Origin of the sequence: Methanosarcina sp., from assembly GCF_049706645.1 — an archaeon.
Taxonomy (GTDB): domain Archaea; phylum Halobacteriota; class Methanosarcinia; order Methanosarcinales; family Methanosarcinaceae; genus Methanosarcina.
In genome coordinates, this window is record NZ_JBNAKP010000015.1 from 211,214 (window position 1) to 224,360 (window position 13,147).

Here is a 13,147-nt window from a genome sequence, read left to right on the forward strand (position 1 = left end):
GATACTATATCTTGAGACTCGATTTCTTTTTCCTTTTCTTTTTCTCTGGAATGGCTTGCTGTGAAGTAGCCTATGGAGTTAAGATTGATAAGCTGAAGTTTGATTCTCTGTTGAAATATCCAAAATTGACATATTTGACTCATTTGCTGGCGTCTGGATAGTTTCAAATATTTTTTCGAAAATTACTTCAAATTCAGTTTTTTCGTTGTTTGCCATAAAGATGTCTAATATACTTTGCCTATCTGGGAGTGATGCACAAGCATTAATAGCTCTTGAAGGCTTATCTTCGCCACAAAACCCTAATGGATAGTAATCTTCAATAGCGCCCTTTGAGAGAACATATATTTTCTCATCTCTTAAAGAAGACAAAAGGATGTTTTTATTTGAAATTTCATACTTTCCATTTTGAAGAACTAGTTTACGCTTATTTTCTTCCTCGATCTCAAAGAGTAAATTTATCTCAGTAATCTCATTTTCACTTAGGGTATTCCCTAAACTTAAATTCTCACATATCTCCTTTAATCTCTTGTAACGTTGAACCCAATCATATTTTCTACTCATCTTCTTGATCTGAGATCCTTTTGAGGATCCATCTATTTTTTGATCGATAGCTATTCTATCAATTTCATTTATTAACTGACTATAAATTGATTTAGTATATGCACTCACTCCGAGTTTATTAAAACCGTCAACTAAAACATCAAGGTCTAAAATGGCGTGTACATCTATTTCAAAAGAATTAAAAAATTCTCTATATCTTTGAACGCTTCCCTTACCATTAATCTTTATGAGGGGTATGTTTTTCCTATTGAAATCCCAATTCTTGTCTAAGGTTTTAGCCACGTGGTTAAAGAAGTATACATCAGAATCCCCTTCAACTAAAACTACTCTATTTGCGAAAAAGGCAGCACAATTATTCTCATAGCAGATCAATTGAAATAGATCCTTGTATGATGAATTATTATGAAGATCAATATAAATTGTAGTTGAATAAGGTTTTGTATCATTTTCATATACTTTTTTCATTTTGACAAACGTATTTGTGGAAGTAGATGAAAAGAAAATTGGGGAATGGGTTGTGACTACTACTTGATTTGATTCTGAAATAGTGGAAAGAGCATCGAATAGTATTTTTTGAGCTGCCGGATGAAGATATAACTCAGGTTCTTCAAAAAGAAATAGATATGGATGATAGGGATTTTCCTCTTTTTTGGACTCTGACTCTTCGCTACCCAATGAATCCAATGATTTTTGTTTGCTGTTCATCTCAACATAGCTTCTTAATAACGAAAAAGTTACGGCTCTCTTTAAACCGTCACCTTTAGAATCAATTAACCCTCTTGTACCATCGTCAACATATATCTGAGCTGTAGAAAGCAGACCTTTGAGTTCTATTGGTGGTATATAGAACTCAAGTTTTGAATTTGGAAAATTTTCTTCCAGATAGTTATTTACTAGTTTTTCTATTTCTTTTACTTCATTAAGCCGCTCGTCTGGACGACCTTCTGCAATATTAGGTTTATTAAACAGAGTTATAATTTTTCCAAAAGATTCGACAATGTCTTTAACTGGTTCTGATCCTTCAATTTGTTTGTGGAATAAGGAAATAATTTTCCCAAATGTAGCAGATTCTTTTGTTTTCACATCGTCATTAATATCTTTTACAGCTTGGATATAATAGGGTTCTGGCATTAATGTTTTAATCGTAGATTCTGGAATTGGCAACTTAACATCTTTCTCTTCAAGTTGACTACTAGGCATATCTTTGATTATTGAATCCACAATTTCCTTAGCATCCGTTTGAGTTTTTACTCCGTCAAAAAATTCTTTCCATTGTGGAAGATGATCTGTTATAGCAGTTTTGATTTCATTACCTTTTTTGCCACGTAAAACTTCAGCGATTTTAGAATCGTCAAACCTCTCATCTACTGGCATTAATTTTTTGTAGCAAAGACTCGGTAAGCCATTAACCTCATAGCGTCTGACTAATGTCAGTTTGTTATCAACTACTATTTCAATAATTTTCTCTTTTTCTTCTTCTTTAACCTTAGACAGATCGCTTTCATTTATTTTTAATTCTGCTTCAATACGAATGGGCTTTGTACTGTCATAATAATCAGTTTTGCTAATTTTGGAACCTGTTATAAATAAGCTTAGAGCTAATAAGGTTGAAGACTTTCCACTATTATTCTCCCCAACAATACAGACAAATCGAGATAATGGCAAATAAATATTATTGAGTCTTCTGTAATTTTCAATTTTTATTGAGTTAAGAAGCATAGTACCCCTTTTTCTCAAAATTTATCGAGTAGCGATCCGAATACCAATTTTATCTAAAAATTATTTTCAAGATAAATTAGCATTCTATTAAATATTCAGTCCTTAATGCATATATAAATATATATTGTATTTGCATCGACATCATGTAATTTATATAACATTGAGGAACCACAGACTTCAATATTATTTATGTAGTGGATAAATTAGAGTAAATTTTTACTCTTAGAGCATATCCCAAGGCTCAAAATTGTTTTCTGAACCTTGTATTATCGATAATTAATCAAGCCTTTAATTGAGAAAACAATTCTTAAGAGAGGAGGAAGATGGAAAAAATGAACTTCATACTATTTTAAAATTAATCTCTTTCTTTTCCATTTTTCGGGAAAAGCCGGTCGCCTGCGACCGGTGAGAGCGCGGTACCCAAAACTAAAAAAAATCTTCAACTCTGTGATATGCGCATATGTCCAGCAGAGAATTCTATGTTCATAACTATTTAATATATTGAATAATCATTCAATATATTGTTGATGGGAGAATTCAGTAAATGTGTTGGGAACAAAATCCTGGGATGGTTTCTTTCTCATCCTGCCAGTTCAATAAACATAAATGAGCTTGCCCGTGAACTTGAAGTCTCACCCGGCAGCGTTAATAGGTTCACGGATTTGTTTTATAGGGAACATCTCGTGGACATGAAAAAGATTGGTACGGCGCATATGTTTACACTTAAAGATTCCAGCTATGTAGTGAAGGAGCTAAAAAAGACTTTTATGGTGTTGAAGCTATGGAAAGGGAAGCTGGAAGAACTGGCTCCGAATGCGATTTCTCTTGCAGTGTATGGGAGCACGGCATCGGGATGTTTTGATGAAAAAAGTGATATTGACATTCTGGTAATTGGAGCAGAGCAGGACGTTAATTATACCTTCGTTCCGGAAATTGAAACAGAAGTCGGGCATGAGCTTCAGGTAACTGTTATCCCTTACTATGAATGGGAGAGCCGAAAGGAAAATGGTGATCCTTTTGTGCTGGGCGTACTCGCCAGGTATATTCTTTTCGCGGGTGAAGAACTATGAATTGGAGGGAGTGCGAAGCCGAAAAACTGATCAAGCATGATTCCCGAGCCTGGGAAAGAATACCTGTATCTCTATCGACGGCAGAGCGTTTTCTGCGTTCCGCACAGAAGAACCTGGAAATTGAAGAGTATGAGATGGTGCAACTGGCTGCATATAACAGTGCATTCCACAGTGCCAGAGCTTTACTTTTTTCACGAGGCTACACCGAGCGTAGCTATTCCAGCCTTGGTATAGCACTTAAACATCTATATAAAGAAGACTATCGCGTTCTAAAACTTGCAAACATATTCGATAAGATGCGTGTATCTCGTCACAACGTCCAGTATGGCGGGATTTTCGTCACTTTCGAAGAAGCCTCATTTTCCATAAGCTTTGCAGAAGAAATGTATCATGCTGTCTCCGAAAGCTTGCAGTCATATTGATGATTGTTTTGGGGTGTTCGTGCGCACTTCACCGCCTTGATGAGTCAAAAGTTAAGATGATAAAGGAAAAGACCGAAAAACAGAGGCAGTCTATTTTTCAAAGGCGTTTTCGGTGGGCTTGTGAGACAGAGGTTTGATCTTGCCAGAAAAGAAAATCGGGGTTATGAGGCTTCTAAGGTTTTGCTTGAGAGAATAAAGGGGAATTGGATAAAATTAAGAAAAACAACAAATTTGACACCATTTAAAACCTGAGTTTTCTCTTTTCTCCATTTTTCGGGAAAGGCAGGCTGCTTCGCAGCCGGTGAAATCATCAGTACCAATATTGAAACTGAAATACTTTAAAACACCGAGGAACCAGTTCGAAACTCATTAAAACGATTTAACTAAAGTATCTACCGGGAAAAGGTTTTAGAAATATTAGTTTACTATTATAATATGTAGAATATCAAATGTGGGTATTACAGCCATTAATGCCGACAATTTTCTGATTTTTTTCTTTCGGCTTACACCTTTTAAAAGACATACATCTCTTGAAAAGGTGAGACAGCTTTAATATCCTCAAGGATAAAAAGAGACTTTAGAAAAGGAAGACCTTAGAAAAGGGGGAGTATCATGAAATCAAGCACTGAGGATCAGGTAGAAGGTAAGCTTCGCAAAGCAAAGGGTGAGCTTAAGGAAACTGTCGGGGAGCTAAGTAATAATCCCGATCTGGAAGCCGAAGGTAGCGTTGAAAAGCTTGAAGGTAAAGCAAAGGAGAAAAAAGGTCAAATCAAAAAGGTGTTTGATAAGTAAGAATCGGCGCATAATGCGCCTGCATCCGGCCGTTTAACTCTAATATTTTTGTATGCCCGGGTTGAGAGTTCGGGACTTAAGTTCTTCTGGGGTAACATTTTTGTTAATCATCCAGTTAACCCAACATAATCCCACGTAATTGGTATTTCATGAGCAAGATACTACTTTCAATCCTGGGCGGCATTTTTTAGCTATACCTCAGGACTTAAGGAACGGAGCAAAAGAGAATAAAGCCTGAGCTCTTCGATTAGCTTTCAATATCCCTTTTACCTCAAGCCGAAAACTTAGCCCAGGCTTACCTTCACGAACCATCGCATTCTTTTACAAACTGTATTAGCGCCTGGTCTATGTTCTCACAGCTGACAAAGAAAGGTTTGTCCGTAACCCTGATTGTAAGATTCGACGTTCCATCCCATTCGAAGTCTGCAGTAAACCCCCGTCCCGAAAGCTCTCCTTCATTCCCCGGCGGGATACTGACGCCGGATTCCTGAAGCCTCTCTTTCATACACTCAAACCTGTCAGGCGTAACGTTAACAAATTTAATGGGCCTGCACCCGTTTCCTCCAAACTGCGCCTGAGCTAATCCAGCAGAAAAAACCAGGCATAGTAACAGCAGGGAAACTATTAATTTCATCTTCATTCCTTACCCCTCTGTACGAATTCGGCCATTTTACTCGGTCGGATACACAGATTTAATAAAGTGAGTAGATTCATGCACATAAATTAATATAAATTTTAGTATATAAATCAATGATAAATCTTGATTTACATATACTTAACCTCTATTAAACGTCTAGTTTCTACTGAGTATGTATTCAGTCTGGTTTTCAGAAATAAAAGGAAGTTTGAAATATCCATAGACTTTTGAGTCCGAATCCAGATTCGTTCCCTCGGGCTTTTGAACTTGCTAAAGTTCACTTGTACAGTTCTCTCAGGGCAATCCCGATTCAGGAATCTATAACCTTTTTTTCTTCTTTTTCCAGCTCATCAAGATACGAAGCAAGCGAGGATAGAGCCTCTGCTTTTTGATACTCGGATTTAATCCCGGATGCCAGCTTAAGGGCTTTTTTAAGAATCTCTTTTTTTAGTGGTTCATCCAGATAAGGGAGAATATACGAGAGGGCTTCGGGCCTCATATCTTTATCTTTAAGGTTGGAAGCCAGTTCAAGGGTCTGTTCTATAACTTCCTGTTTTCTTTGTTCATTCAGGTACATAATAAGAAAAGAAAGAGCCTGTACCTTTTGATAGTCGGAGTGAATCACTGTTACCAGTTCAAGGGCTTTTTCAATAAGTCTTTCATTTTTCGACCCGTAAAGATGCGGAGCAAGTGAGGAGAGTAACTGAAATTTTGCGTCTCCATAACGAATATAGGGGGCAAAGACAAAGATATTTTCGATAAGCCTCTCTTTTCCCGGCCCTCTCAAATGTGGAGCAAGCGAAGAAAAGACAAGGGCTCTTTCGTTTTCATCCTGAATGTTGGAGGCAGAGTAAAGAGCTTTTTCTATAAGTTCTACTTTTCTTGGGCCCTCCAGGATAGGAATGATCATGGCAAGAATCTCTGACCTCAGATTACCGTATTGAATATTCGAGGCAAAGTCAAGAGCTTTCTCCATAAATTCTTCTTTTTCTGGCCCCTCCATATGAGCAATAAGTGAAAGGGGACTCTTTGAATTTTTAGACTTATTTTGAATTTTAGACTCGATTTGTTTAAAATCTGCAATTTTTGCCATTCTTATGGAAATGGGACTATCTTCTACTGCAATTCCCTGGTTAAGCTGGATGTGCATGTAAGGTTGCCGCTGGTTTTTGACAGCATTCTCGAATGCAACTGTCTGGTCAGATACGATCCCTTCAGTACCCGACATTTCGGAACTTTCTAATCCTTGAACAGTACTGTTTTTTTCAACGAATTCTTCAAACATCCTATTAAATTCTTCATACACTTTTGCTCTATCAGTTGAGGTTTGCTTCGCATACCCTGCCGAACGCTCTTCAGCCGTCATCTTCTGCACTTCTACGGCCATTATCCTCTGTATTTCCTCGTTATCCATAAAAAATGAAATTTCTTTAGCCAAATCAGGATTCTTTTCAAAAGTTTTCGAAATTTCCTGGGTCAAAATTTGCTTTACCTCCAGATCATACGGCGCAATAACCATATCTCCTGCGGCTTCTCTTAACCCAGGCCTTTCTCCCGAAGACAGTTTTCCCCATAGATTTTTCTTAATTTCCCAGACCTCAGGTCCTACTTTTTTGCCAGCTTCTTCAGCCGCTTTTTTAGATCCAATGATCAGATAAGATATCACAGGTTCAATAAAATCTGTTACTGTTTGTGCCAGCCTGAAAACTATACCCTGTTGCCGCATGGTTCCATCCTTTTATTTAATAAAATATTAATCTTCTCTCTATAGTTTAATTTCATTTTTTCTAATTTATCTTTATCCTTTTCGTTTTATTACATAACACATTGATAAACTACGTATAATATCTGTAGCAGACTATATAATTAAGCAATTATATAGGCCCAAATCATTTATTATTCTCAATTTAATATACTCTGTTGGAAATATAAGGGAAAATTAACTTAAATAAGATTGAAACAGTGTTTCTCTAAATGGGAACCCATTTTTATAACTCACGAGGAATTCTACTACAAATCGAAATAGAGATTCGAATCTGCTAAACGTCGGTTCTTTCCGGACCTATTTTATATGTTAAGCAAACAGGAGTTGATGTGATGAAATTTATCGAGATGATGAAAAAGGCAAGGTTGCAGTATCGATTAATAATCTTACACAAATGATTGAAGATATTATAAGCTCAACTGCTGAGCCGTACATAAGAAGCCCTCCCTGGGAGAATGCATCAACTGCCATATTAAAGAAGCTTGGTTTAAATTTCGTTGCCAGGCTGAAGCGTCCTGAAGCTAGAGAAGTGTGGGAATAGCAGCTAAAGAATCCGAGCAGGGACTGAACAGATATTTGACGGCTGAAAGGTACCAATAAAAACCGAACGAAACTTTTTTATGAGAAATCGGGTTAAATTAAAAAACTCCTTAGCAATACTTTTCAGTATGAGAAATCTAAAAGATTAATTTAAAGGTCTAACGCTGTCTTAAAGATATGATACTGTCTGAAGATCTGATGCTGCCATTTCCTATATCTTGCTCCCTCTTTTTTACTCCCCTTTTAATTTATTTCTGGAAAAAGCCGCCCGTTTCGCTGTCGTCGAGTGTCCCTGAATTCCGAAAAGAAAAATTATATCTTCGGCCATGGCCTGAGAAATCTCTGATCCGGAAGCTGGTTTTTTCTGAATGGCTGCAGTTAATAGACGGCTTTAGCTAATTCTCAGCCAGACACTTAATAATTTTTACTCCCGGCTAAAATCCGGAATCAATAGTTATAAGAGGAAACCTGCCAGATTTGGATATTGTAAATAAGAGATTGTAAATAGGACGGCATTAGAGCAGAGGTTGGTGGAAATTCTTGAGTGAGCAGCCAGAGATACATGATAGGACTTTCAATCAGGTTTCGGATGAGAGAATAAAGGCTGCAAGGCAGCTGGGAGCCCTTTTTGAGGCTTTTCCTGACCGGAGACAGGCTTTTGAAGACCTGTTAAGGCTTTGTTCTGACGGAGAGAATGCAGTCCGGGAAGAAGCTATCAGCTCCCTTGTAACGGTTTTTCCTAATGTGCCGGACAGGGAGCTTGTATGGAATAAATTTGTTAATCTGACAGCTTATCCGGCAGAGTCAGTAATGACGGCTGCAACCAATGCTCTGGTCAGCATTTTTCCCCTCATGCCGGACAAGAATAAGGCATGGAAAGATCTTGTCGGGCTGATAAACTCCAGATCAAGTATGGAAGATGTGAGCAGGGAAATTGTCAGCTCAATTTACTATCTGGTACCGGAAGCTCCTGATAAGCAGCAGGTGTGGAAAGACTTGCTTGAGATGGGATCTTCGGAGAATTCCTATGTGCGGGAAAAGTCGGCTTCGCTTTTAAGCCTGGTTTTTCCGGAACTGGCGGATGAGGAAAAAGAAGAAGCCTGGAATGAGGTACTGGAACTGGCTACCGAGTCTGTGGATGAGAAGGTAAGGGAACAGGCTGCACGCGCTCTTGGCGCTGTTTACGCGCAGATGCCGGACGAGCTGAAGGACGAATCCCTTGAGACGCTGCTGGAACTTGCAGTATCGGGAAATCCTGAAGTCCAGAAGGAAGCTCTTCTGGCTCTACCATCGGTTTTTTCTCATATTCCGGATAAGAAAAAGGCCTGGGATGATATCCTCAGGCTTACCGGAGACGAAAATGGATATATCCGAAAGCAGGCCATAAATGCCCTGGTTTTTATATTTCCTGATATGCCGGACAAGAGAAAAGTCTGGGCTGATTTCCTGAGCCTGACAGAGGCCAGGGACAAGCATGTAAGGAATGCAGCAGCTGATGCGCTTGTATCCTTATTTCCAGGTCTGGATAACAAAGATTTACTCTGGAAGGAGCTTGTCGAATTATCCGGGGATGAAAACGAAGACGTGCGAAGCACAGCAGAGGATACTCTTACGAAGGTTTTTCCATACATTTCCTTCAGGAGCGAGGCATATTCCGAGCTTGTGCACATGGCTGAAACGAAGGACAGTTCCGTACTCCGAAAGGTTGTAGATAATACGCTTGCTTCTGCTGATCCCGAATTACGCCATAAGCGCGAAGTAAATGAAGGGGAGTGGGAAAAGATGGAAAAAGGTAATTCCGGAGAGCGGGGTAAACTGTGGGAGAAATATGCACTCGAAATAAATCGCAACTCCGGAGAAGCTGCTAAGTCCGAAGAATCTGGTAAATCGGAAGAAGATGGCAGATCTGAAGAAGATGGCAAATTCGGGGAAAAAGGTAAATCCGGAAAAGCAGAAGAAGCCGGTAGTCTGCAGGTTAAAGAAACAGCTATTAAAAAGCCTGCCTCTGATCTTGCCGGGCCTGAAGTTGACAGCAGGGCGTACATAAGGAAAAAAGATATGAAGGACTTATTTGCCAGGTCAGGCTCTGGTCTTCCGGATAAAGATGAAGTTGTAAATAAGCTTATTAACCTGGGTTCGGATCCGGATCCCCAGAGGCGAAGAGAGGCAATAGAAGCTCTGCTTGCTGCCTATTCCCGATATACCGGCAAAAAGCAGGATATCTGGAACGAACTTCTTAATCTGACCGGGAATGAGGATACAGGCGTCAGAAGGGATGCTGCAGACCTGCTTTCGGATATTTTTCCAGGGATTGAGGAAAAATCCGCAGTTTTTTTCGACCTTGTCAGGCTCACTGAAAGCCAGGATGCCCAGCTCCGGAAGAGAGCCGCAGAACTTCTTGCGGCTGCTTTCACTTATTCTGAAAATAAGCAGGCAGCCTGGAACGAACTTGTAAGGCTTGCATCAGTCGAAGACCGTGAAGTCAGAAGAGGAGCGGTTCTTGCCCTATCTTCGGGCTATACAGAGGTCTCCGATAAAGGAAAAGCCTGGATGGACCTGCTAAGGCTCTCCGACCATAGCGACAGTTTTGTGCAGAGGGCGGCAACACGGGCACTTGGAGCTGCTTTTTTCCATGTGCCGGACAAAACCCAGGCATGGAGAGACCTCAAGGCGCTTACTGATAATCCGTATGTTTATGTTCGAAGGTATGCGTTCCGCTCGCTCGGAAGAGCTTCTCTCTGGAGGGCGCTAAGGGCAGAAAACGAGGCCACTTACATTTTCGGGTTGAAGGAAGCTGTCAACTACTTTAAAGAAGCCTCCGAAGCCGCGGTTGGCTCTCACATCCCTGAGTTCTATCATCCGTTTTACCAGAGCCTGCTATTCATTCTTTTTAGCGACAGGCCTGGCATAGCAAAGCTTGAAAGTGAGCGATACCTTTCGAAAATGGCTGAGGAGGTCAGGGAGCAGGATGAAACCCAGAAACTTATCGGGATCTTTGAACAGTTCGCAGGGCTTCTCACACGCGCAGGAGAGCTCCCTCCTGGTGACCTGTCCGGGCAAAAGAAGTTGCTTGAGGCTTCAGTTATGGCTTTTGATCGGTTATCAGGCATCTTTGAAAACAAAGAAGAAGAAGCTATTTTTGCCCAGAAAACCGCGAAAAAAGAGAAGCCTGTGAAAAAAGAGTACTCAAACCTTGGAAAGGCACTTCTGGAGCGGGTTGAGAAAAAGAAGTCATCTTTGACAAAAGACCTTAAAAAAAGAACCTCGGACCTGAAATGAGAGATTGAAGATCTCGCAAACTCCTTACCTGGCAGTTTATATCCTATCCTGCCATCCTTTTTTTATGTACGAGGCAGGAATCGAAGTAACTGACGCGGATTTTGAGTTTGCAAAACCTCCCCTCTCAAAAAAGTTCCTTTGCCAGGTATTCGAAAAGTATCAGCTTGATTTTATTGCCTATTTCGGTGAAAATATGTTCTATATTACAGGGCAAAACTCGGAACCTCTCCTGCCCCTCTATCCGGGTGCAGGATATCCTGAAGATATCGAACTCGTACTTGATTTTATGGCACGTGAGAGAATCCGCAGGCTCAGGTATGAAAAAGGCGTGCTTTTTCGGTCCGAAATCGCAGGTTTGTCCGATTCCAGGGTGCACTGAGCTAACCCTGAGAAATAAGGCCCGAAGAACGGGAAACAAAGTAAATGAGCCTGAGGAAAAAGAGAAATAACCGCATCTGAGGCAAATACCTGGTTGCTTTTTTCCTTTTGTTCGGGTTATTTATAGTTTTATTCCAATATAAACATTAAAAAGTTTATCTTTATCATTAACCGGAGGGGTATTAAATGATACATCAATGGGAGTATGATTCTCGCAGGCTTAATGGCTTGAACATGCCACAAATGATGAGCGAACTCGAAAGAATCGGAAACGAAGGCTGGGAACTGGTTTTGATCAAGAACGATATTGATGAAAAAGGAACAGTAACTGCGGTTTTCAAACGGAAAAAAAGCGAGACAATATCTATATAAAAACTCTGTTTTTCATTTTACTATTTTTTTACTGCTTTTAATATTTTTTACCATAATTAATGTTTTTACTATCTTTTAATACTTTTACTATTTTGAAAAGCCTTAACAATATTCTGTTAACGATATTTTGTTTAGAGAAAAGATTGCGTTCTCATCTGGAAATTCTGGAAGTTCCGAACGGCACTTATTAGGTCTTATTCAGGAAGAGGTTTGGTACTGGACTCACGGGTTGCGAGCTTCTTATCTCTTCACTTTTAGAGTAGATTTTTCGGAGTAGGCGTTGAAGTATTTCTTGTGGAATAGGTCTTGCTATGTGGTCTTGTGATGAGAACGCAAGTTATACTATGTTCGCACCATATATAATATTTTTAACACATAATGTTATTTTAGCTTTATTTTCTTAGTGTAGAGATCTAATTTTTCTTCATTGGTTTAACCTTATATCATTAAACTACCCGATTTCTGTCTCGGCAGAGTTGCGGCTCTGCAGTCGCTGCCCTTTTCGCACCCGAATTGCGCCTCGGGAGTACGCTGCCTTTTTCGCTCACTCCGTTCGCTCAAGAGGGCTAATTTATAAATGAAGATACTGAAGCGAGCTCAAGAGGGCTAATATGAATAAAAACTGAAGTGAGCTCAAGAGGGCTGGCTTATGGGCAAGATAGGCTACTTTTTCAACTCGCTCAAGAGGGCTAATTTATGCGATAGAAATTTTACGCATTTTCACCCGAGTTTCGCAAACTTTTTCTAAAATTTTGATAAAAACGCACGGGTGCGGCATTGCCAACTGGCGCAAAGGTTGTGATTCAGAAATATCTATATCTCCAAACCCTATCCGGCGTGATCAAACAGCGTAGCGCAAGCCTTTTAAAAAAAGGTTTGATCGCAAACTTTTTCAAAAAAAGTTTGATCAAAAACGCATGGATGCGTGAAAACGACACTGTCGGCGTGATCAAACGGCGCAACGCAAACCTTTTAAAAAAAGGTTTGATCAAAAACGCATGGATGCGTGAAAACGACACTGTCGGCGTGATCAAACGGCGTAACGTTTGCGGCCCAAGGGTTGTGCTCAATAGGGCTGTGCTATGGGTAAGAGAAACTGCTTTTAATTTTCTCAGGTGGGAATAATTATAATAGGTAACGATGGGCTTCGCTCGGGAGGGCTAACTTATGTGATAGAATTATGGGACAGAATTTTCTGCGTTTTTGTGTTTTAGCTGGCTTATTCTCAGTTTGAGATCAGTCACTCAACTTTTATGATCGAGCAAAATAGTATCAAAATTAGATCCGCTAGATACGTTTATAGTCAGACGCTTAAACTCTTATCTCTTAAAATAAGATTATTTATACCGGAATCGTAAAGTTTCGGAAAACTTTTTAAAAATGAAGTGACGTTCTCATCCGAAAAACCTGGGAGTTCCGAACGGTAGTTAAGAGACTCACTTTATTTAGTTGGGGAAGAGGTATTGAGGTACTTCGACTTGTGGGTTGCGAGTTTCTCTTTCTATCCCTTTACAGTGGAGTAATGTTCTGGAGTAGGTGTTGTTTGCTAGTGGGGTATTAAAGGGATGAGAACGCAATTCATACTATGCACTTATTGTATATAATATTTTTA

The 13,147-nt window shown here is 39.7% G+C and carries 11 protein-coding genes; 8 read left to right on the forward strand and 3 right to left on the reverse strand.

Going from position 1 to position 13,147, the window contains the following annotated elements:
- Positions 1-78 precede the first annotated feature (78 nt).
- Entirely contained in the window at positions 79-2,280 is a 2,202-nt protein-coding gene (locus ACPK8D_RS06800; RefSeq protein ID WP_424717081.1) for an ATP-dependent nuclease, read from the reverse strand.
- A gap of 527 nt (positions 2,281-2,807) precedes the next feature.
- On the opposite strand from ACPK8D_RS06800, the gene ACPK8D_RS06805 reads away from it, so the two are divergent.
- The 3 genes from ACPK8D_RS06805 (at position 2,808) to ACPK8D_RS06815 (ending at position 4,564) form a co-directional block, all read left to right on the forward strand.
- The gene (locus tag ACPK8D_RS06805) at positions 2,808-3,350 is read left to right on the forward strand and encodes a nucleotidyltransferase domain-containing protein (protein WP_424717082.1); all 543 of its coding nucleotides are present in this window, start codon (positions 2,808-2,810) and stop codon (positions 3,348-3,350) included.
- Positions 3,347-3,772 (forward strand): HEPN domain-containing protein, encoded by a 426-nt coding sequence (locus ACPK8D_RS06810; protein ID WP_424717083.1) that lies wholly within the window; start codon positions 3,347-3,349, stop codon positions 3,770-3,772. Before ACPK8D_RS06805 ends, ACPK8D_RS06810 begins: the two co-directional genes overlap by 4 nt.
- A gap of 612 nt (positions 3,773-4,384) precedes the next feature.
- Entirely contained in the window at positions 4,385-4,564 is a 180-nt protein-coding gene (locus tag ACPK8D_RS06815; RefSeq protein WP_424717084.1) for a CsbD family protein, read from the forward strand.
- A 301-nt stretch (positions 4,565-4,865) separates the two neighbouring features.
- Here ACPK8D_RS06815 and ACPK8D_RS06820 read toward each other — a convergent pair whose 3' ends face one another.
- The gene (locus ACPK8D_RS06820) at positions 4,866-5,204 is read right to left on the reverse strand and encodes a hypothetical protein (protein ID WP_424717085.1); all 339 of its coding nucleotides are present in this window, start codon (positions 5,202-5,204) and stop codon (positions 4,866-4,868) included.
- A 307-nt stretch (positions 5,205-5,511) separates the two neighbouring features.
- Complete coding sequence (locus tag ACPK8D_RS06825) at positions 5,512-6,927, reverse strand: hypothetical protein (protein ID WP_424717086.1); 1,416 nt, start codon at positions 6,925-6,927, stop codon at positions 5,512-5,514.
- Between the two features lie 433 nt (positions 6,928-7,360).
- Between ACPK8D_RS06825 and ACPK8D_RS06830 the strand changes: the two genes are divergently transcribed.
- From ACPK8D_RS06830 to ACPK8D_RS06850, 5 genes are all read left to right on the forward strand, one after another.
- A complete protein-coding gene (locus ACPK8D_RS06830; RefSeq protein WP_424717087.1) occupies positions 7,361-7,507 on the forward strand; it encodes a hypothetical protein in 147 nt (48 codons plus the stop codon).
- A gap of 539 nt (positions 7,508-8,046) precedes the next feature.
- A complete protein-coding gene (locus tag ACPK8D_RS06835) occupies positions 8,047-10,785 on the forward strand; it encodes a HEAT repeat domain-containing protein (protein WP_424717088.1) in 2,739 nt (912 codons plus the stop codon).
- A 4-nt stretch (positions 10,786-10,789) separates the two neighbouring features.
- A complete protein-coding gene (locus ACPK8D_RS06840) occupies positions 10,790-11,164 on the forward strand; it encodes a hypothetical protein (RefSeq protein ID WP_424717089.1) in 375 nt (124 codons plus the stop codon).
- Positions 11,165-11,349: 185 nt separating this feature from the next.
- The gene (locus ACPK8D_RS06845; RefSeq protein WP_424717090.1) at positions 11,350-11,535 is read left to right on the forward strand and encodes a hypothetical protein; all 186 of its coding nucleotides are present in this window, start codon (positions 11,350-11,352) and stop codon (positions 11,533-11,535) included.
- A gap of 777 nt (positions 11,536-12,312) precedes the next feature.
- Positions 12,313-12,660 carry a hypothetical protein gene (locus ACPK8D_RS06850; RefSeq protein ID WP_424717091.1) on the forward strand — a complete coding sequence of 116 codons (348 nt, stop codon included), beginning with the start codon at positions 12,313-12,315 and terminating at the stop codon, positions 12,658-12,660.
- Positions 12,661-13,147 lie beyond the last annotated feature (487 nt).

What these genes read in the sequence shown, in the direction of transcription:
- ACPK8D_RS06800 (WP_424717081.1), bottom strand. Translation starts at nt 2,280, where the DNA reads ATGCTTCTTAACTCAATAAAAATTGAAAATTACAGAAGACTCAATAAT.
- ACPK8D_RS06805 (WP_424717082.1), top strand. Translation starts at nt 2,808, where the DNA reads ATGGGAGAATTCAGTAAATGTGTTGGGAACAAAATCCTGGGATGGTTT.
- ACPK8D_RS06810 (WP_424717083.1), top strand. Translation starts at nt 3,347, where the DNA reads ATGAATTGGAGGGAGTGCGAAGCCGAAAAACTGATCAAGCATGATTCC.
- ACPK8D_RS06815 (WP_424717084.1), top strand. Translation starts at nt 4,385, where the DNA reads ATGAAATCAAGCACTGAGGATCAGGTAGAAGGTAAGCTTCGCAAAGCA.
- ACPK8D_RS06820 (WP_424717085.1), bottom strand. Translation starts at nt 5,204, where the DNA reads ATGAAGATGAAATTAATAGTTTCCCTGCTGTTACTATGCCTGGTTTTT.
- ACPK8D_RS06825 (WP_424717086.1), bottom strand. Translation starts at nt 6,927, where the DNA reads ATGCGGCAACAGGGTATAGTTTTCAGGCTGGCACAAACAGTAACAGAT.
- ACPK8D_RS06830 (WP_424717087.1), top strand. Translation starts at nt 7,361, where the DNA reads ATGATTGAAGATATTATAAGCTCAACTGCTGAGCCGTACATAAGAAGC.
- ACPK8D_RS06845 (WP_424717090.1), top strand. Translation starts at nt 11,350, where the DNA reads ATGATACATCAATGGGAGTATGATTCTCGCAGGCTTAATGGCTTGAAC.